The organism is Pseudomonas sp., from assembly GCF_050739655.1.
Lineage (GTDB): Bacteria > Pseudomonadota > Gammaproteobacteria > Pseudomonadales > Pseudomonadaceae > Aquipseudomonas.
The window spans coordinates 26,451-46,918 of sequence record NZ_JBOIBY010000533.1 but is presented as its reverse complement, the minus strand read 5'-3'; the positions used below and the strand labels follow the sequence as shown (position 1 = coordinate 46,918).

At 60.3% G+C, this 20,468-nt stretch carries 17 protein-coding genes; 4 read left to right on the top strand and 13 right to left on the bottom strand.

Features of this window, described 5'->3' with window-relative positions; genetic code table 11:
- Positions 1–10 precede the first annotated feature (10 nt).
- The 6 genes from ACRESJ_RS25565 to ACRESJ_RS25540 form a co-directional block, all read right to left on the bottom strand.
- Positions 11–832: an SDR family NAD(P)-dependent oxidoreductase gene (locus ACRESJ_RS25565; protein WP_431760371.1), complete on the bottom strand. Its 822-nt coding sequence runs from the start codon at positions 830–832 to the stop codon at positions 11–13.
- A 59-nt stretch (positions 833–891) separates the two neighbouring features.
- Entirely contained in the window at positions 892–2,256 is a 1,365-nt protein-coding gene (locus tag ACRESJ_RS25560) for a phosphotransferase family protein (RefSeq protein ID WP_020300830.1), read from the bottom strand.
- 38 nt (positions 2,257–2,294) lie between these two features.
- A complete protein-coding gene (locus tag ACRESJ_RS25555; RefSeq protein ID WP_020300831.1) occupies positions 2,295–2,744 on the bottom strand; it encodes a nuclear transport factor 2 family protein in 450 nt (149 codons plus the stop codon).
- Between the two features lie 33 nt (positions 2,745–2,777).
- The gene (locus tag ACRESJ_RS25550; RefSeq protein ID WP_431760370.1) at positions 2,778–3,596 is read right to left on the bottom strand and encodes an SDR family NAD(P)-dependent oxidoreductase; all 819 of its coding nucleotides are present in this window, start codon (positions 3,594–3,596) and stop codon (positions 2,778–2,780) included.
- Positions 3,597–3,660: 64 nt separating this feature from the next.
- Positions 3,661–5,013 carry a DUF1329 domain-containing protein gene (locus tag ACRESJ_RS25545; RefSeq protein WP_057005036.1) on the bottom strand — a complete coding sequence of 451 codons (1,353 nt, stop codon included), beginning with the start codon at positions 5,011–5,013 and terminating at the stop codon, positions 3,661–3,663.
- A 66-nt stretch (positions 5,014–5,079) separates the two neighbouring features.
- Positions 5,080–6,750: a DUF1302 domain-containing protein gene (locus ACRESJ_RS25540; RefSeq protein WP_090234955.1), complete on the bottom strand. Its 1,671-nt coding sequence runs from the start codon at positions 6,748–6,750 to the stop codon at positions 5,080–5,082.
- Between the two features lie 229 nt (positions 6,751–6,979).
- Between ACRESJ_RS25540 and ACRESJ_RS25535 the strand changes: the two genes are divergently transcribed.
- The 3 genes from ACRESJ_RS25535 to folE all read left to right on the top strand — a co-directional run bounded on the left by ACRESJ_RS25535 (position 6,980) and on the right by folE (position 11,830).
- Positions 6,980–7,429 (top strand): hypothetical protein, encoded by a 450-nt coding sequence (locus tag ACRESJ_RS25535; RefSeq protein WP_082643857.1) that lies wholly within the window; start codon positions 6,980–6,982, stop codon positions 7,427–7,429.
- Between the two features lie 195 nt (positions 7,430–7,624).
- Complete coding sequence (locus tag ACRESJ_RS25530; RefSeq protein ID WP_431760369.1) at positions 7,625–11,188, top strand: indolepyruvate ferredoxin oxidoreductase family protein; 3,564 nt, start codon at positions 7,625–7,627, stop codon at positions 11,186–11,188.
- Positions 11,189–11,272: 84 nt separating this feature from the next.
- Positions 11,273–11,830, top strand: coding sequence for a GTP cyclohydrolase I FolE (gene folE / locus ACRESJ_RS25525; protein ID WP_057005034.1), 558 nt, complete (start codon positions 11,273–11,275; stop codon positions 11,828–11,830).
- 28 nt (positions 11,831–11,858) lie between these two features.
- Here the strand turns inward: folE and ACRESJ_RS25520 are convergent, their stop codons facing one another.
- From ACRESJ_RS25520 to ACRESJ_RS25500, 5 genes are read right to left on the bottom strand one after another with little or no spacing between them, the layout of a single operon-like run.
- Positions 11,859–12,614 carry an SDR family NAD(P)-dependent oxidoreductase gene (locus tag ACRESJ_RS25520; RefSeq protein ID WP_126588869.1) on the bottom strand — a complete coding sequence of 252 codons (756 nt, stop codon included), beginning with the start codon at positions 12,612–12,614 and terminating at the stop codon, positions 11,859–11,861.
- Positions 12,615–12,632: 18 nt separating this feature from the next.
- Positions 12,633–13,685, bottom strand: coding sequence for a phosphotransferase family protein (locus ACRESJ_RS25515; protein WP_126588868.1), 1,053 nt, complete (start codon positions 13,683–13,685; stop codon positions 12,633–12,635).
- A complete protein-coding gene (locus ACRESJ_RS25510; protein WP_057005031.1) occupies positions 13,682–14,977 on the bottom strand; it encodes an acyl-CoA dehydrogenase family protein in 1,296 nt (431 codons plus the stop codon). The genes ACRESJ_RS25515 and ACRESJ_RS25510 overlap by 4 nt, the downstream gene beginning before the upstream one ends.
- Positions 14,978–15,001: 24 nt before the next feature.
- Positions 15,002–15,739 carry an SDR family NAD(P)-dependent oxidoreductase gene (locus ACRESJ_RS25505; protein ID WP_126588867.1) on the bottom strand — a complete coding sequence of 246 codons (738 nt, stop codon included), beginning with the start codon at positions 15,737–15,739 and terminating at the stop codon, positions 15,002–15,004.
- A gap of 50 nt (positions 15,740–15,789) precedes the next feature.
- A complete protein-coding gene (locus ACRESJ_RS25500) occupies positions 15,790–18,027 on the bottom strand; it encodes a CoA transferase (RefSeq protein ID WP_057005029.1) in 2,238 nt (745 codons plus the stop codon).
- 192 nt (positions 18,028–18,219) lie between these two features.
- Between ACRESJ_RS25500 and ACRESJ_RS25495 the strand changes: the two genes are divergently transcribed.
- Positions 18,220–18,627: a VOC family protein gene (locus tag ACRESJ_RS25495; RefSeq protein ID WP_057005028.1), complete on the top strand. Its 408-nt coding sequence runs from the start codon at positions 18,220–18,222 to the stop codon at positions 18,625–18,627.
- Here the strand turns inward: ACRESJ_RS25495 and ACRESJ_RS25490 are convergent.
- Both ACRESJ_RS25490 and ACRESJ_RS25485 read right to left on the bottom strand, forming a co-directional pair.
- On the bottom strand, positions 18,624–19,403 hold the full coding sequence (locus ACRESJ_RS25490) for an SDR family oxidoreductase (RefSeq protein ID WP_057005027.1): 780 nt from the start codon (positions 19,401–19,403) through the stop codon (positions 18,624–18,626). The genes ACRESJ_RS25495 and ACRESJ_RS25490 overlap by 4 nt on opposite strands.
- Before the next feature lie 24 nt (positions 19,404–19,427).
- The gene (locus ACRESJ_RS25485; protein ID WP_057005026.1) at positions 19,428–20,456 is read right to left on the bottom strand and encodes an aromatic ring-hydroxylating dioxygenase subunit alpha; all 1,029 of its coding nucleotides are present in this window, start codon (positions 20,454–20,456) and stop codon (positions 19,428–19,430) included.
- Positions 20,457–20,468: the final 12 nt, after the last annotated feature.

Below are 20,468 nucleotides of genomic sequence, written 5' to 3'. Positions count from 1 at the left end.
GTGTGTGACCTCAGTCGTTGCCAATAAACACAGCCGCTTGCGCGCTCTTGCTCAGTACCTGGGCACGACGTGCCGGGCCAGGTGCGGTCTCGACCTGAACAAGGGTGTCTTCGGGGTGAATCAGCGTCGGGCCATTACCCAGTTGCTCAAGCGCCAGAAGCGCCAAGTCATCTGCTTTGGGCAAGGTCATGGTCAGGGCGTCGGCAATGTTCAGTTTGACCATGGCATCGCGCATGGTGGGTGTGTCGACAGTGCCGATGACCAAATTGAGCACGTCGACGCCACGGTCTTTCCACTCCGCCCATAACGATTCGCCGAGGTTCAGCGCAAACCCTTTGGTGGTGGTGTACATCGCCAGTTTGCGAATACCCCCCAATGCAGCCTGGGAACCCACCAACAGCAAGCCGCCCTGCCCGCGCTCCAGCATCGCGGCACCAAAGGCATGGCTGCATTGCATCACGGTCAAGCAATTGAGGCGCAGCAACGCGCCCCAGTCCTCGGTCGAGGTATCGAGGAAGCGCGTGATGTAGGGATCGCCACCCGCGTTGTAGATAAACAGACCAACTTGACGTTCACCGACAGCCGCGAGCAATCGCTCACAGGCATCGGGCTGAGAAAGGTCCTGGATTACCACCAGCACTTCGATGGCGTAACGTTGCTCCAATTCGCCTTTCAATTGCGCCAGGGCGTCGCCACGGCGCGCCACCAGGACGCAGTTGAGGCTACGCTCGGCGAGGGCACGGGCAAACGCCGCGCCCACACCATGGGAGGCACCGGCAATCACCGCCCACGGACCATACCGATGCAGGAAGGCATTATCAGGAACAGACATAAACACTCCGAATACGAAGGCCCGGCGACCAGCCACCGGGCGAGAAAGGTTTCACCCTGTCAGGCCACGGGTGGCAGGTCGATGTGGCGGGCGGAGGCGCCAATGGCGGTGCTGCCGTAGACCAGGACGCGCCGCTCGATGTGCGCCATGAACAGGCGCAGCAAAGGCCCGTCGTATTCAGGCCCGGCGCTTTTGACAAAGGCTTCCAGCGCTGCATCAATCTCGCTGTAGTCACTGAAGGTGCGGTCCAGCAGGACTTGCGCCTCCTGTTGTTCCAGCTCGCGCAAGTGCAATTCCATGGCATCGCCACGGCCCAGGTACTCCACCAGTTTGCTCACGGCGCGCAGCTTGGTTTTCTGGAAGTCACTGCCGACTTCCACCTGCGCCAGGGCATCGGCGAGCATGGTCAGCAACTGGGCATTCGGGCCGCTGCTGACCATGTCCAGTTTCGGCGTTTGCAGAGGCACACCCATGGCTTCGGCCAGCGCATGCACCACCACCCGGCGCAGGGCGATGTCAAACTCGGTGTAGGTGTCATGTGGGTCGCCCGGTTGTGGCGTGGCCACCGACGCCGAGAACTGCATCGTGCTGACGGTGGCAAACAGTGCCGTGTGGTAACGCACCACATCGGGCTCCGCCGGTTCGCCGGTTACTTGCTGGTAGTAGCGATACAGGGCGGCGAAGCTGTCCCCGAGCGGCTCGTAATTGTCACGCATGCGCGCCGACGCCAGGTCGGCCAAGGGATCGCCGATCATGGCAAATTCGAAATCGTAGAGACCCTGTACCTGTCCGCTCTCGAACAGATATTGCCCTGAATCGTACTGCACGAAAGCAGGCCGGATACGGTGCTGCGGCACATTGCGGCGCAACCAGCCGAGGGCGAATTCAACCAGCGGCTGAGGCCTGGTTTTATTGCGTGCATACAGCGGGTAGTAAGCTTCCAGACCTGCGAGGGTAATGTCCTCGGCACTGGTCGGCAGGTGAATGCCCTGCTCAATGAAGGGTTGCAACGGCAATTGGTGCATGCGCGCCATGGCGTCGACCCACTGGCGTGCGACAGCATGGCGCTCGGCATCACTGATCGCCGTGCTGATATCACGACTGCCCGGCACTAACTCCATCACGATGGCTTGCGGGTCTTCGCAGAAGCCGTAGATACGCGGCACCGGCACACCTTGCTGGCCGAGCAAGGTGAGAATATCCGCCTCCCGGCGCAGATCCGGGAATGGGCTGACATCACCACCTCGCTCGCCACGAATATGCAATTGAAGGGTTTCGCCATCGCGTTGCAGTTCAAGGTTCCACGCCGGACGCCAGCGCAGCAGGCGTTGCATGGCCGTGATGTTTCCGCCCAGCAGCCCTTCGACAAAGGTGCGCAGCTTTTCTTCGACCGGATCAACAGTCGTATTTATTGTTGTTGGCATACGGGGTCTTCCTCAGGCGCTGATGTCCAGCGCCGCTCTCAATGGGTGCTGGTGCTACCAGCGTTCGGCCCGCCTACCTGCTCCAGCGGCACGCCCTTTTTCTTCGCCAGGTCGGCGGTGTCCAGGTACTCGCGCCAGGCACAGATCAGTCCGTGTTCGTCCAGCTCATACACCGCCACCATCGAGTGCGGCATGGGGACGCCGTTGCTGACGCAGTAATCGTCGCGTTCGGTCATCACCACGCGCTCCGAAGAGACGATGTGGCGCGTGGTGCAACGGTTATGCGTGACATAACTCATCTGTCGCTCTATCTCCCGGCGTAACGCATCGCGCCCCCGGATCACGGGACCACCGGGCACCCACAGTTGCCAGACGGCGTCGTCGGCGAAGGTGGCCATGATGCGTTCGATATCGGGGCGGCTGCCGTCGCTGCCATCGCCCCAGGCGGCCAGCATGTCGAGGATGAAGCGTTCCTGTTCGAGTGCCATGAAACGGGCTCCAGTGCAGTGAATGGATCGGGATCAGACCGAGGTTTGAGGCAGCAGGAAGTTGCGCACCACCGGCACCATCGGTGTGCCGCAACTCATACCGCCGTCCACGCGCATCAGCGTCCCGTTGACATAGGCGGCGTCGTCGCTGGCGAGGAAAGCGGCCATGGCGGCGATGTCTTCCGGCTCGCCCAGTCGCGGTACGTTTTGCAGGTCGAGAAAGGCCGACTTCATCGCCTCGTTGGCCCAACTTTCCATGGCTGGCGTGCGAATCACTCCCGGCAGGATGCCGTTGCAACGAATGCCGCGTTTGCCAAAGGTGGCGGCAATGCTTTGCACGTACCAGTTGAGCGCGGCCTTGGAGGCGCCGTAGCTGAACTGAGAAATTTCGCCGGCAATCGAGCTGGTGGACGAGGTGAACAGAATCGAACCGCTGCCCTGGGCGAGCATGTGCGGCAAGGCGTATTTGCACGCCAACACGCCACCCAACACGTTGACCCGCATGCAGTTGTGGAACAGCTCGGTGTTGAAGTTGATGAAGTCGATATCGCGGGTGGTGGCCGGGTTTCTGTACACGGCGTTATTGAACAACACGTCGATACGACCGAAGGTCTCGACAGTCTGCTCGACCATCTCCCGCAAGGCGCCTTCCTCACCAACATCCACTTGCATGGCCATTGCCTTGGCACCTATTTCAGCTGCCACGGCCTGCGCCGATTCGGCGAAAAGGTCGGTGACCACTACCGTGGCGCCCTCCCGGGCAAAACGCAGTGCCGAGGCGCGGCCGATGCCACTGCCGGCGCCTGTGATGACGCAGACCTTGCCGTCTAAACGTTGCACAATCTCGCTCATAAAAGGGTCTCGGGACGGATAAAAAAATCGGCGCCTGTGACAAGCGCCGAAAAGGAGCATGAGGTCAGCGGGTCTGGCCACCGGCAATGGTCTGCGGATTGGCTTCACGCTCGGCGACCGGTTCCTGGCGGTAGCGCGTCGGGCCGTTGCCGAACATGCCGTACTGGTCACGGGTGAAGTCGTACAACGAGTAGGAATCCTGTTGCGGGTTATTGGGAATGCCATACGCCTCGATGTTGTATTGCGAGCCGGTACGGAACAGCGCGCCGCTGTCGTCCCAGGCGTCGTAGACCGCAGCACCAAAGGTGTCCTCGTCGATGTAGTAGCGGCGTTTTTTCTGCGCGTGGCGGACGCCGTCCTTGCGGGTCGCTTCCACCACCCAGACACGGTGCAGTTCCCAGCGTTCACACGCGGGATTGATGTGTTTGGGCATGAGTTTCTTGTCCATGTCGCAACCCCATTTCAGCGTGTAGTTGCTGTAGGGGATGAACATTTCCTTTTTACCCACCAGCTTCCAGTCGAAACGGTCCATCTTTCCGGAGAACAGGAAGATTTCGTCGTAGAACGCCACCCCGCCGAACGCCGAGTTGGGGGTGTCGTAGTTGAATTCCGGAGCCTTGCGCACGCGGCGCTGGCCGGTGCTGTAGCTCCAGGCGTAGCGGGAGTCGGCGACCGGGTCGAGATAATCCCAATACCCGGATGCCTGGCCGGCCGTACGGGCCGGCGCGACGATGCGCGACCAGATACGCTGGGCGATTTTCGGATCACGCCCGGGAACATCCATCTGGTAGAAGGGTTTTTCGCCGGTGGACCGATTGGTGTTGGTTAGCGTCGCGTGGCCTTCATTAACCACGTAGGCACTGTGGTTCCAGTCCCAGCCATTCACGCCCTGATAGTTGAGGATGTAGTTCCACATCAATTCCCGGCCATCTCGCGGCAGCGGGAATGGCAGGCCGCCCCGGCACCCTTCGCTGATCGACAGCCCGTCGTTCTCGGTTTTGCAGTCCTTGCGGCTGGCGTTGCGCTGGGTGGCTGCCAGGAAATTCGCCGGAAAGGTTGCCGTCCTGTGGGTGGGGTACACCTCAAGATAATAAGTGTCGGGGTTCTGCTTGAGCAGTTGCAGCTGCCCGGCCGCCAATTGGTCGGCGTACTGGTCGGCGTTAGCCGCCGTAATGCGCAAGCGGGGTTTTTCATTGGCAAACGGGTTGGGCCAGTTGCCGTCGCCGGGCACCAGCCCTGCGGGCACTTTCAGGCCACCGTCGTAGGGCGGAATAGTGCCTGCCGCGTTACCCGCCACAATCGCGCCAAAGCTCGTGAGCTTACCGCCCAGGTCGGCGGTGGTAGCGCCCTCATCGGCCACAGCCGCCCCCGCCAAAGCAATGGCCACAAGGCCCATCGCATATGCATTAACCGTCATAACGTTCTCCATTCAGATGGGTGATCGCCGAGTCCGGTGATCACTGCATTGCAGTTCAGGCGCGGCTCAGAACGCAGTGCTGAGGGTCAGCGAGACCCAGTTGCGGTCGGTCAGGCCGACGTCGCCGGTGCCCCCGACGACGGTTTTTCCGACGCCGGCAACGTCTGCATATTTGCGTTCGCTGCCGTAGCCGATGTACGACAGAGTCACGTCGACGCGCTCGTCGTAGGTGCCCTTCACACCTGCTTTCCAGGTGTATTTGCCTTCGTTGCCACCGCCCGTGGCGGCATTGCCGTTGACGCCGTAATCCACACTCATGGGCGTGGAAATATTCCAGCCAGGGAACACCCCAAGCCATTGCGGCGCAAAGCTAACGGCCAGGCCGACATAGTTCTTGGTAGCGCAGCCGTAATGCTTGTCCTGCCCCGCCGGGCAGCCGCCATAGCCTTCTCCTTTGAACAGTTCCTCGTGCTTGGTCACCCGTTGCACATGACTGAACGCCATTTCGGTGATCAGGCTGCCGGTGTCGAAGTAATCGGTGCGCGGCAGCAACCACAGGCCGTTGACCACCATGTGCCACGTGTCACCGCGAGCGCCCTGATTGTCGGCAGTGCTGATGTTGCTGGAGACCAGCGAGGTGTTCTGGCGATACGACAGGTCGACGCCGAGGGAACCTCCGCCCAATACCGGACCTGCGGAGTAACCCAGGCCATAGAGCTTGACGTTCTCGGCGTACACGTAACGGGCGAAGGTCGGCGCTACTTGCAGGCCCCACGGGTTGTAGTCATCGAACTCGCGATAGAACGCGCTGACCTCCGAATGCAGGAAGTCGAAGCTGTAGGTGCCCATCACGCCCCAGTTGCCCCTGTCCTTGGGTTTGACCGGATCAATCAACGGCCGCGAAACACCGCTGAACAATGGCAAACGGTCCGGCCCTTCCAGGGCGACGTCGGCGGAGGCCAGATAGGTACCGCCTTCAGGCGCGCGCGTGGTGTCCCATTCGAAGAAGTATTGCGCTGCCAGCGACAACTTGTCGGTGACCTGAGCCTGGGTTGAAATCTGCGTCAGCGGCAGGAAGATTTCACGGGTCTCGGTACCAGGGTTGCTCACCGCCTTGCGCCCATCCAACGGTGCTTGCGAGTAGGACACCGCATGCCCGGCAATCAGCAGGCCGTTGCCCCAGTACACGGTATGCCGGCCGGCACGCACGCTGACCGGAATCTCACCCAGGTCGAAGCGGGTAAACGCAAAGGCGTCCAGCAACTCGCCGCTAGGGCCACGGTGATAGCGTTTGGTGAAGCTGGAGTATTTACCGTTGTTGTAGCTCGGCGTGCTGGTACCGGGGAACGCACCTGGGTAGTAAACATTGCCGGGGCTGGTTTCGACATCAGTGTTTTCATATGCCTGGTCGTACCAGCCAGCGCCGCTGATGCGAAAGCCGTTGTACTGCTTGTACGCGACCTCCATTTCGCTCATCAAATCGACACGATTGGTCACCACATCGCCCCGATCAAACTTGGCGTCGGACTCGTCGTAGCTGGCGTTATTGGCCAACGCGGAGTCGCGCCCCTCGGCCCGTATGCCCAGGTTGTAACGTACGGTGTTGTCCCAGCGCGCGGTCCAGTCCGGATTGCCGGTATCAAACTCGGCGGCCTGCACAGCGCCAACAGTCAAGGCACACCCGGTCACGCTGAACCAGACAGCCAGGCTTAACGGCTTTAGCTTTGCGTCGATCATCAACACTCCCATTACTTTTTATTGTTGTTGGCAGCCGAAGCGTTGGGCCGTCTGGACCGCGCCAATGAGCGCTCGTCTGTGGGCTTTCGGTATGGACTGAAGTAGACGGGACGGGGAGGTTCGAGACAACGATTGGGAGTATTGCTGAAATGCATTTTGGTATTGGTCAAATACTCCCGACCTATACTCAAAGGTCCTGGATCGTACTTTTTGAGTACAGGAGGTGACCATGAAATCGGGAACCCGGACAGCGACACTCCTAGCCGCTGCGATGATCGTCGGCTGTACGACTTCATCAAGCCAGACAGTGACTGTTCCCTTGAACGCTACACCACGCAACGGCGGTCAGATCGCCAATGCAACGCTGGCCGTTCAGGGCAATGAGACAGCGTTTTCCTTTGTCGTCAGTGGAGTTCCAAGCGGCACCCTTCGGCCCTTGAATCTCTACACCTTTATCAACAAAGGCAGCTGCGAGCGCCCCGGGACTGTCGCCTATGCAATGAATGACCGGATCAACACCAATCGCATTTCTGCAACGCGCGGCTGGACCTATTCACGAAGTGCGCCAGTGACGCTGGCAGAGCTGCTTTCTGGTGGATATTACTTAGTAATAAGGACCACTCCGGCCGATGGCAACGTGGATATTTTCTGTGGGGATATCAAGCCCGAAACAAGGTGAAATGACACCAGACCGATAACCGGCTTTATCTACAACAGCGTGAAGAACAGTGTGCGTTGCGGTATTTGAATATCCGATACCGCCCCATTGTTTTTGTGATTTTACGATGGCAAAACTGCTCCCTAGACTCCAGCCAATAACTAGGCAACGCCGCTCTCCTGGCGCCGCCATGACAATAAAGCCTGGAGGATGAACATGAGTGCGCCCCCGTCTCTGGATGACAAGTACGTCCAGCACACTGGAAAAGTTTTGCTCACCGGGATTCAGGCGCTGGTGCGTCTGCCGCTGATGCAGCGCCAACGCGATCTGGCCAATGGCTTGAATACCGCCGGTTTTATTTCCGGGTACCGTGGCTCGCCGCTGGGTGGTTTCGACCAGGCATTGTGGAAGGCGCGCGACTACCTCAAGGAACACCACACGGTGTTCCATCCAGGCATGAACGAAGACCTCGCTGCTACCTCAATCTGGGGTACGCAACAGGTCAATCTCTTCGAAGGCGCCACCTACGATGGCGTGTTTGGCATGTGGTACGGCAAGGGTCCGGGCGTCGATCGCTGCGGCGATGTGTTCCGCCACGCCAACGCCGCCGGCACCTCGAAATTTGGCGGCGTGCTGGCCATTGCCGGCGACGACCATGGCGCACGCTCCTCCTCGCTACCGCACCAGACCGAACACATTTTCAAAGCGGTGATGATGCCGGTGCTGGCGCCATCGGGGGTGCAGGAATACCTCGACTACGGCATGCATGGCTGGGCCATGTCGCGCTATTCCGGCTGCTGGGTCGCCCTCAAAGCGGTGGCCGATACCGTAGAGAGCGCGGCCGTCGTCGACATCGACATTCATCGCGTACAACCGATCATTCCCGATATCCCGCTGCCCGAAGGTGGCTTGAATATCCGTTGGCCGGACCCGCCCCTGGCACAGGAACAGCGCCTGCTGGAACACAAGCTATATGCTGCCCTCGCCTATGCACGGGCCAACCGCCTCGACCGTGTCGTGATGGACTCAGCGAAAGCGCGCATCGGCATCATCACGTCAGGCAAATCGTACCTCGACGTTTGCCAGGCACTGAAAATCCTCGGCATCGACGAAACACTCGCCCAGCAGATTGGCCTGCGGGTCTACAAGGTCGGCATGGTTTGGCCGCTGGAGGCTGAAGGCGTCCGGCAGTTCGCCGAGGGCCTGGAAGAAATCGTGGTGGTGGAAGAAAAACGCCACATGATCGAGTACCAGTTGAAGGAAGAACTCTACAACTGGCGCGAGGATGTGCGCCCGCGCATCGTCGGCAAGTTTGACGACAAGGGTGAGTGGAGCCTGCCGCACACGGGTTGGTTGCTACCCGCCATCAACGACCTGACCCCGGCTATGATCGCCCGGGCGCTGGCCAAACGCATTTTGCGCCTGCATCAAAGTGGCCCGCTGCAAGTGCGCCTGGCGGTGCTGGATGCGCAATTGGCGAGCAAAGACCAGTTCAGTAACCTGATGGAACGCGTGCCCCACTACTGTTCCGGTTGCCCGCACAACACCTCGACCAAAGTCCCGCAGGGCAGTCGCGCATTGGCCGGCATCGGCTGCCATTACATGGCCGCCTGGATCTACCCGCAGACCCAGACGTTCAGTCAGATGGGGGGCGAAGGCGTGGCGTGGATCGGCCAGGCACCGTTTACCACTACTCAACATGTGTTCGCCAACCTCGGTGACGGAACCTATTTCCACTCCGGCATTCTCGCGATTCGGGCTGCCATCGCGGCCAAGGTGCAGATCACCTACAAGATTCTCTACAACGACGCCGTGGCCATGACCGGCGGCCAACCAGTGGACGGCAGCCTCAGCGTGGCGCAAATCAGCCGGCAACTCGTTGCAGAAGGCGTGCAGCGTGTGGTGGTGGTCAGCGAAGATGTCGAGAAGTATCAGCACATCCATGATCTGGCAGACGGCGTGCCGGTGCTGCGTCGCGACCAGATGGACGAAGTGCAGGAACAGCTGCGCCAGTTCCAGGGCGTATCCGCAATCATCTATGACCAGACCTGCGCTGCGGAAAAGCGTCGGCGTCGCAAGCGCGGCAAGTTTCCGGATCCGGCACGCCGTGTCGTAATCAATGAAGCAGTGTGTGAAGGCTGTGGCGATTGCAGCAGCAAATCCAACTGTATGTCGGTGGTGGCGGTGGAAACCGAGTTCGGCCGCAAGCGTGAAATCGACCAGTCCTCTTGCAACAAAGACTTCACGTGTCTCAACGGTTTTTGCCCGAGTTTTGTCACGGTCGAAGGTGGCACCTTGCGCAAACCCAAGGCCTTGGCGGCCGCGAAGGATGACGTGTGGGATTTGCCGACGCCCGCGACCGTCGCGCTGGATGAGCCTTACAGCATCCTGATCACTGGCGTGGGCGGTACGGGCGTGGTGACCATCGGTGCCCTGCTGGGGATGGCGGCGTTCATCGAAGGTAAAGGCACGCTCAATCTGGACATGGCCGGCATGGCGCAAAAAGGCGGCGCGGTGTGGTCGCACATCCGCATCGCCGCGCACCAGGAACAATTGTTTGCACCGCGGATTGCCGAGGGTGAAGCGGGCTTGCTGCTGGGTTGCGACCTGGTGGTCAGTGCCAACACCGAAACCTTGTCCAAGCTGCGTCACGGCGTCACCCATGCCGTGGTCAACAGCGAGGAAAGCATTACCAGCGCTTTTGTGCGCACCTTCGCCCAGCAAGCGGAAAGTGGTGATTTGCTCAAACACCCGGACCCGAAATTCCAGACCCAGAGCATGTCGGCACAAATTGTCGAAGCAGTGGGCTCCGACCAGGCGGACTTTGTCGACGCCAGCAAAATTGCCACGGCGTTGTTGGGTGATTCGATAGCCACGAACACCTTCATGCTCGGCTATGCCTACCAGAAAGGCTGGTTGCCGGTGGGTAAAGCGGCGCTGCTACAGGCCATCGAACTGAACGGCACCGCGGTGCCCTTCAACCTCTCGGCCTTTGACTGGGGCCGGTGCAGCGCCCATGACTTGCCACGGGTTTTACGCAAACTGGAAGCCGGCAAGGTGCAAAGCCCGGACCGCTTACTGTCGCAAAGCCTGGAAGAAACGCTGGCACGGCGCATGGAGTTTCTCACTGCGTACCAGAACTACGCCTATGCCCAACGCTACCGGTTTCGTGTCGAGCAATTCATCAAGGCGGAAACCGCACTGTTCGGACAACCCGGCAAGCTGTCGGCGAGTGTCGCCCGATATTACTTCAAAGTGCTGGCGATCAAGGATGAATACGAAGTGGCGCGCCTGTTTACCGATGGACAATTCCTGGAAAAAATCCAGGCCGGCTTCGAGGGCGACTACCGCCTGCGCTTCCACCTGGCACCACCGCTGCTGAACGATAACGGCTCCGGTCGCGAACCGAAAAAACGCAGCTTCGGCCCGTGGATGCTGCAAGGCTTCAAGCTGCTGGCCAGGCTCAAGTTCCTGCGTAATACCTGGCTTGATCCGTTCGGTCGTACCCATGAACGCAAGGTGGAACGCAACTGGCTGGCCAGTTACGAACAAGTCCTCGATGAATTACTCACTGGCTTGACGGCCGACAAGCTGAGCCTTGCTCAGGAGTTGGCGGAGTTGCCAGACAGCGTTCGCGGTTATGGTCCGGTGAAAGAGCGTTTCCTCGGCCACGCCGAAAAGCGCCAGGCGCAATTGCTTGAGCAATGGCGTAATGGTCCGAGTGTCACGTTTCACGATGCCAGCCAGGTCACCGGCAAAATCGCCATCACTCAACTGTAAATATCCCGGCCCTGGGCCAGGTGCCAGGACCCGGGTTGCATGCGATGCCGCCCGGGAAGTTGGCTAAAACAATAAGGTCGACCCATGAACGAAGAGCTGGCCAGAAACTACCGGGAGATTCTTCACGGAGTGGGCGAAGATCCAGAGCGAGAAGGCTTGCTGGACACGCCAAAACGCGCGGCGAAAGCCATGCAGTACCTGTGTCATGGCTATCAGCAAAGCCTCGAACAGATCGTCAACGGCGCGTTGTTTGAATCGGACAACGATGAGATGGTCATCGTCCGTGACATCGAACTGTACTCACTCTGCGAACACCACCTCCTGCCGTTTATTGGCAAGGCCCATGTCGCCTATATTCCCACTGGTAAGGTGCTGGGGCTGTCGAAAGTGGCCCGCATTGTCGATATGTTCGCTCGCCGTTTGCAGATTCAGGAAAACCTGACACGGCAGATTGCCGACGCGATTTCCCTAGTGACCGATGCCGCCGGAGTGGCGGTAGTGATCGAGGCAAAACACATGTGCATGATGATGCGCGGTGTGGAGAAGCAGAACTCGGTGATGAGCACCTCGGTAATGCTCGGCGCGTTCCGCGAGTCGTACAACACCCGCCAGGAGTTTTTGCAGTTGATCCGCGGTCGCTAGGAGAGGCGCCAGGCGCCCCACCTTCAACTCAACTGAGCATCAGCATGCCGCCATCAATCATCAACGTTTGCCCGGTGACAAATCGCGAACCGTCTCCGGCAAGAAATACCAGCACAGGCGCCAGATCCCGGGCCGGTTCACCCAGCTGTCCGCCGATGGGCACTTGCCTTGTCATGTAGGCATCGTGCTGCTGCAATTGCTCGGTGCTCATGCTCGCGCGAGTCGCCTCGTACATCGGCGTCCACATCGCCGGGGCGATAGCGTTGACGGTAATGCCCAAGGGGCCCCATTCCCGCGCCACCGTGCGCGTCCACGCCAGCACCGCCCCCTTGCTGGCCGCGTAATGGGCTTTGCCGGGCTGTCCGATGACGCCTGCCGCAGAGGCGAAGTTGATGATCCGCCCACCGCTGCCCTTCAGCAGCTCATAGGCCGCGCGGTTGGTCAGGAATGTGCCACGGGTATTCACCGCAAAGACTTTTTCCCACTCGTCCAGCGTGATGCTGTCGGCACTGGCATTCGGCGCGATACCCGCAGCATGTACCAGCACATCCAGACCATTGAGCCGTTCGTTGGCCCAGGCGAAAGCGGCATCCACGGATTGGCTGTCAGCGATATCGCAGACTCGTGTATGCGCCCACCCGCCACCGTCCCCCGTCATCAAGGCGGCTTCGCCCAGGTCGAGGCTGACGACATAGGCTCCCTCCTCCACAAATGCTTTGACCACTGCCGCGCCGATACCCCTGGCGCCTCCCGTGACGATGATTCGTTTACCGGCCAGTTGCATGGGCTTTCCCTCTGGTTATCAGGCGGTTTGATCGATGCGCTGCAACGCCGTAGCGAATAGATGCAACGCTGAGGCGTGGTGTTTTTCACCCGTGACCATCGAGGCTTTACCCGCACACGCACGGGCGTAACTGACTTCGAGAAAGATGCCGAGTTTGAAACCCGCCAACACCAGGTACCAGGTGAAGTCCGCCAACGAGCGCGAGCTGCCGGCGTGGTAATGGGCGACCAGTTCGTCGCTGCTGCAAAAGCCGTCCCAGGGATGCACTTCGATGGTGCCGGCACCACGACCGTCGGCACAGGGCCAGGTGACCACCAGCCAGGCAAGGTCGAGCAACGGATCACCGATGGTCGCCAGCTCCCAATCGACGACCGCGGCCAACTCCCCGCAGTCATGCCGGAACATGACGTTGGACAGGTGAAAGTCGCCATGTTGAATACCGGCCTCAAACTGCTGCGGGCAATGATCGCTCAGCCAATTGGCCAAACGTGCAAGTCCCGGCAGGCTGCTCGCCCCCGGCCAACCGGGGTAGTCTTTGACGCTGTCCAAGTGTGCCAGCCAGCGTGAGACCTGACGCTGATGAAAACCGTCCGGGCGGCCAAAGTCCGCCAGCCCCACCGCCTGGTAGTCAATGTCGCCCAGACGCAATAGCGCATCCACCATGGCAAAGCCCATGCGCCTGCGCAGCGCCGGCCGTTCAGCATGGGGTGCTGGCAATCCTGCGGCGCTATTGGGGTTGAAGCCCTGCACTGGTTCCATTAAATAAAAACTGGAGCCCAGAACGGCCTGGTCAGTACAGTCGGCGATCAAACCGGCATGGGGCACTTGCGATCCGGCCAATACCTTGAGCAGGCGCGCTTCACGGACGATGGTTTTACCGCCGACTTCGCGCAGTTCCAGGGAAGGCCGGCGCAACACGAATTCACGCACGCCTCGCCGAAAGCGCAGCAGCAGATTCTGCGTGCCGCCGGCTAAACGTACCGCAGCCTTGATCGGGCCACTTTCCAGGTCTTGGGTGTCCATCCAGTCGGCCAGGCGCTCGAGGTCGACCAGATCCTGCCAATCGTTCATACGTCGCGCTCGCCGAGACTGGCCAGCACGCCGGCGTATTTTTCCCGGGCGCGGGCCGCGGCGGTGGGCCGATGGTAATCGGGGAACAACTCGTCGCAGGGCTGATAGTCGCGCAGCAGCTGTTTGGCCACCGTGACTTTGTGCACTTCGGTGGGCCCGTCGGCCAGCCCCATCTGGAAGGAGCGGACGATGTACCCGGTAAACGGCATTTCTTCGCATACCCCTAACGAGCCATGTACATGCAGGGCGCGCGCGGCGATGTCATGCAACACCTTGGGCATGGCGGCTTTCACCGCAGCGATGTCCTTGCGCACCCGCTTGTAGTCCTGATACTGATCGATGCGCCACGCCGTACGCATCACCAGCAAGCGAAACTGCTCCAGTTCGATCCACGAATCGGCAATTTTTTCCTGGACCATCTGCTTGTCCGCCAGGCGGCTGCCCTGGGTACTACGCGACAGGGATCGTTCACAGAGTGCATCAAGGGCTTTTTGCGCCTGGCCGATCACCCGCATGGCATGGTGCACGCGGCCACCACCGAGCCGCACCTGAGCCACGACAAATGCCTGGCCGGGCGCACCGAGCATGTCGCCCGCAGGCACTCGCACCTTGTCGAATGACAGGTAAGCATGGGTGGCGGCGGGGTCATCGGCGATACCGACGTTACGGATAATGCTCACCCCGGGCGCGTCAGCGGCGACGATGAACATCGACATGCCTTCATACACCGATACGCTTTTATCAGTGACCGCCATCACGATATAGAACGCTGCGTAGCGGGCATTGGAGGCGAACCATTTTTCGCCGTTCAGCAGCCAGTCATCGCCATCGCGCACCGCTTCGGTGGTGAACACGGCAGGATCCGCGCCACCTTGCGGCTCGGTCATGGCGAAGCAGGACACGATATCGCCATCGAGCAACGGTTGCAGGTAGCGCTGCTTCTGCGCCGGGGTGCCGTAATGGGCGAGGATTTCCCCGTTGCCTGAATCGGGGGCCTGGCAGCCAAACACAATCGGGCCGAACAGCGAGCGGCCGAGAATTTCATTGATCAATGCCAGGCGCACCTGGCCATACCCTGCCCCGCCCAGTTCCGGGCCCAGGTGACACGCCCACAACTTGCGAGCCTTCACCTGCGCTTGCAGCGGTTTGACCAGTTGCTTGAACAACGGATCGTGGATATTCCACGGGCTGCCCAGCACATGATCGAGGGGCTCGACTTCCTCCCGTACAAACTGCTCGATCCAATCCAGTTCCGCCTGTATCTCGGGGTCGGTCTGAAAGTCCCAGGCCATGGTGTGTCTCCTAGCAAATAGCGATCAGGCCAGCAGCATGCCGCCGTCGACCAACAGGGTTTGGCCGAGCACATAGCTGGCCAGCGGCGAGGCAAGGAACAGGGCCACGTTGGCCATGTCCTGGGGCGTGCCCAAGCGCCCTTGAGGAATGGCGCGCAATGCGCCTTCGAGGCGCTTGGGGTTGCTGGTGGTCACCCGCGTCAGCTTGGTTTCCACCAAACCGGGGGCAATGCCATTCACCCGGATGCCGTCACGTGCCCAGGCTTCGGCCAGGGTGCGAGTCAGTCCGAAAGCACCGGTTTTCGAGGCGTTGTAGGCCGGGTTGCCACGCGTGGAGTGGAAGGCGGCAGCGGAGCTGACAGTGATCATCGAACCCTTGGCCTGCATCAGCAGTGGGTGAAATTTCTGCGCGCACACCATCAGGCTGGTGAGGTTGACGTCGAGTACTCGCTTGAAACCCTCGGTGAGAAATTCCTGACGGTCGTAGAGCACCGTGCCTTGTGCCTGCACCAACACATCCAGGCGGGTGAATGGCACACAGACCCCTTCGATCAATGCCGCATCCGCGACGTCTACCTGGGCGTAATGCAGGCCTTCAAGATTAGAGTCAGGTGAGTCGTTATAGGCCGCCGCCGAGGCACGCGTACCCCAGACATGCACCTCGGCACCGCGCTGGCGAAAGTTCTGCGCAATGCCATTGCCGATGCCACTGGACCCGCCAACTACCAGCACGGTTTTACCGCTGAAATCCAACTCGTACATGGGTATTCCTTGTGCTTGTCGAAAAATCCTGTCGGGCAATAGGCCCACCGTTACAGCGCCACCAGGCCAACCGAGGCCAATCGTTCGAGCTCGCTGCCGGTAAAGCCGAGGCCTTCCAGAACTTGCCGGGTATGTTGGCCGAGGGCGGGTGGCGGACGCTGCAGCGATAACGGCAAGTTGCCGAAGTCCCAGAACGCGCCGATCTGTTGCAGGTCACCGTAAACAGCATGTGAGTAATGAGCGTGCAGACCCGCTTCGGCGTGTTCGGGGCTGTCGAGAAAGGCATCCATCTGCGCTTCCAGCACTGCCTGTGCAGGAACCTGCGCTGCGACCAATGAGGCGAGCGCCGCTTGCCGGGTCTGATCGGCAAACCAGGTTTCGGGCTGATCATCCACCAGCCTCTCGAAACGTTGCACCTCATCCGGTTGCAGCGCTGCCACCACCAGCCAGGAATCGCTACACCGATACAAACGATGGGCATCACTCAGACCGGTCTGTTGCGCGTCCAAATGATCGATTGGTGTGAGGCTGCCGTCTTCCAGCACCACCGCTTCGCTCATCGACAGCATCGTGGCGCCCAGCAATGACGAGCTGACCATTTGTCCGACGCCACTGCGGTTGCGCTCATACAACCCCAGGAGCAAGGCGTAGAGCGAGGACAGACCGGCAAAAAAATCACCCACGCCGAAGCGCAGCCACATGGGCGCCTGGCCCTCACCGCCCTGCTCGACTTCCCAGCCGCAAGAGGCCTGCATCAGTTGGTCAAAGCCCGGCCAATCCGTGCGCGGTCCGGTCGGTCCGTAGGCACTGACATGGCAATACACCAGCTGCGGGTTGAGCGCTTTGAGGCTCTCGTAGTCGACCTTGAGCTTGCGTGCGGCGGGAAGCCGCATGTTGTGGTGTACCACATCGGCCCAACGTGCCAACGCCTCTACGGCGGGCTCGGTCTGCCGATCGCCCAACTGCAACGCGACGCCCAATTTGCCACGCTGGGTACCGCTGAAAATCCGCTCCAGGCGGCGCATGGCATCGCCCTTGGGCGCCTCGATTTTAATGACTTCTGCCCCCAGGTCCGCCAGCAACATGCAGGCAAACGGCCCGGCCAGATAGGCGCCCAGATCCAGTACTTTCAGACCGTGCAGCGGAGGCAAGGGCGCCGGACTCGACCTGGGCAGTTGCGAAGGGATCACAGCATCGGCGCCAGACAGTCCGGCGTTCCCCTCACCTGCCAGAGGTGCGCTACCGCCAACTCGTGCGGGTGGCTGCACCTGCCAGGCAGGGCCTGGTTGCAGTGTTTTGCCCAACTGCACATCGTCGACTTCAACCACATAGCCATTCAGGCGTGCTTGTTCGTCGAAGTAGATATCGCCAAATGGAGCGGCAATTTGCGCAGCAACGTCGTGCTGCCAGAAATGCTCGACCCATTCCTGTGCCGACCGTGTGGCAATGATCGCCTTGTTGGCGCCGAAGTTTGGCGCCACATGGCTCGATGGCCACAGCGCGTTCAAGCGAGCCACTTCGGTTTCGCCGAACTCACTGAGTGCCGCGGCCATCCAAGGGGATTTGTCCGGCGAATAATGCACATGCAACCAGCGGCCATCAGCGCACTGGTGCAATGGAATTGGAATGTGTTTATCCAGACCTTTGGCAAAGGCCGGGGTCGGTGTTTGTGCGCGGTTCCAATGCATGGTCATTGGCACCAAGGCTGCCTGAGCCAAACTCGTATGAGCGATGCCGCCGCAGCCGTCACGGTCGCGCGCCAGTAACCGCGCCATCACCCCGACCACACACAGCCAGCTGGCCAGCCAATTGGCAAATGGCATGCGTACGAACACCGGGCCGGGGCGATGCGCCGGCTGTTCGTCCAACAGGCCCAGGCGCGCCAGGATAAGCGTTTCCCGGGGAATGGAATTCGCCAGTGCATGCCGATGGGGCCAGCCGCTGATCGCTGAGATAACCAATCGAGGGAAGTCTGCAGTGAGCTGCGCGTCTGCCAGACCATGGGCCTGCGCTACCGCGGGGGTGAAGTCATGCAGCAGCACATCGGCGCTGGCTAGCAACGAGTTCAGTTGCTGGCGATCTGCGGCATTTTCTAGGCAGAGGATGACACTTCGTTTGCCACGGTTAAGCACAGCAAACAGCGCCTGTTTCTCTCTGGCACGGTTGGCGGGTGGCTCGATCATCACCACTTCGGCACCCGCTTCGCAAAGATGCATGCCAGCGGCAGATCCGGCAATGCCGGAACACAGACTGATGACGCGAATTCCTTCGAGGATTGCCTGGCTCATTCAGCACCTGTCTTCTTCTGCGCTTAGCGTTTTGCAGCAGAGCTGCAGAACGAATCCATGGCGTTACCCTAAGCGATCGGCGATAAATTCCATAGATAGATTAGTATTCCGAATATAGAATCATAAGCATGGATATGAACAATAAATAACAATTCGTCTAAATATCACTAAAAGCCGATTAAGGGCGTTGCGATGATCCTGCGCATGGACCACTTCACCATCGTCTCCGACCAACTGGAGGCGACACGAAATTTCTATGTTGGAGTACTCGGGTTGGTGGAGGGGCCACGCCCGCCCTTCCCGGTTCCCGGATTCTGGCTGTACACCCAGGAACAACCAGTTCTGCATGTGGTGGGCGTATCACAAATGCCGGAGCCGCGACGTGGCGTGCTTGACCATATGGCGTTTCATGCCCAGGGCTTGCAGAGGATGTGGAAACACCTGAGTGAGCACGGCGTGCGATTCAAAGTGATCCGTGCGCCCGGCGCCGAGCGCACGTGGCAGCTGTTCATCCAGGACCCCAATGGGGTTGAAGTGGAGTTGGATTTCGACGCCAGCGAAGTGCCGCCCGCCGACTGGAAAGAACGCCGGGGTGGCTAAATCAATCCGGCATAGCTGCCGCCGTCGATCTGCAAATTTTGCCCGGTGATATAGCCGGCTTGCGCCGAACAGAGAAATGCGCAGGCCGCTGCCAGTTCGCTCGGCTGGCCAAATCGTCGTGCGGCTATCGGCTTGAGCATTTCCACCCGTGCTTGCTCAAAACTGAGCTGGCGAAGTTCCGCCAGTTGCTCGGTCATAAAGCGCAGACGGTCCGTCTCAATGCGCTCCGGCAGCAGATTGTTGATCGTCACATTGTCCCGCACCACCTCGACCGACAGAGCTTTGCAAAAAGCGGTCAGCCCCGCACGCGCCGCCGTGGACAAACCCAATGGCAACCGGGGCGACTTAACCATCGCCGAGGTGATATTGACGATACGGCCGAAACCTCGCGCACGCATACCAACGACCACCGCCTGAATCAGCAGGATACCCGAGAGCATGTTGGCCTCAATGGCCGCCAGCCAGGCAGCATGATCCCAATCCTCCGGACGACCCGGCTCTGGCCCGCCGTTGTTGGTCACCAGAATATCCATCACCGGACAGGCAGCCAGCAGCGCCTGTCGCCCGGCGGCGGTGGACAGGTCGGCCACCACGGTGCGCGGCAGCCGGCCGGTGCTGCGCAAGATGTCCTGCGCAGTGTGTTCCAGGCTCTCGGCATCGCGGCCGTTGATCAGCACCTCACAGCCCTCCTGCGCCAATGCCAGCGCACAGGCTTTGCCAAGTCCCCGAGAGGATGCGCACACCAGAGCAATACGTCCGCCAATACCCAGATCCATTGCAGCACTCCTCGTACATTGGTGTCAGTCGTTCATGCCGAGCAAGGCCGTGATGTCGCGCCCGGGTTCAGCATCGCCGCCGTAGGTGAATTGGCCAGCGCGCTGGCGTTCGGCCAACTGCTCCATCTGGTAGCGATAACGGGTACCCGGCGTATCGAAGCGCGAGTGCAGGTCGCGACGTGGGTCGACCTCGAAATAACGTTGGTTCTGCGGGCGCACCACCGAGTTGTCCTGGGGCTGGATGATGTAGTTGATGCGCGGCATCACATAACGAAAAGGTGCGGGTGCAGCGGTGGTGTTGAAGGTGACGTCACACCGCGAGCGATGCTTGCCCACCGGCAGGAAGGGTTGCAGGTTGGGCACGTCGTAACCGGGGCGAAAGCGCGGATAGGAGATGCATACGTTGCTGCGTAGATGAATGTGCAGCACGGCGCGAAAATCCTGATACCTGGCGCGCACGCCGCCGACCCAGCGCATGATCGGCGCCACTGACTTTTGCGCCACGGTACGGGTGCGAGTCACGGTCTCGGAGGTCCATTGCACTTCCACCACGTCCGACTCGCTTACACCGTCGCCAATGGTATTGGCATGCAGGAAATCGGCATGGGTCAGATCAATCAGGTTTTCCACCGACAGCGCCGAGGTCGCATCAAACCGCACGGTTCGCTGGGTGTAACCGGGAAGACTGCCATCCTGGGGTAGAAACGGAATATGCGGGAGCAACTGCATGTCGGCAGCGTCCGGATTACCGTACCAGACCCAGATGTACCCGTAGCGCTCAACCAGCGGATAAAAGCCCCGTCCCCCGGTAAACGCTGTGAGTGTCAGCTCTTTATGGGGGAAATGCGGGTGAAACTCGGCCGCCACCGCACGCCCGTTGTCGCGCCACAGGTAATAGGGCTGAGCATGAATGATCCGGCGAATGGGCCGGGTACCCAGGTCGCGGCTATGGGACACCGGGAACCAGGTGTCACGCAGGTCGTAGTTGATTGGCGTCCAGTCACCCCGAACTTTGCCAGGGATCGTATCGGTGGAGGAAGGCACGGCATGCATGGTGGGAGCTCC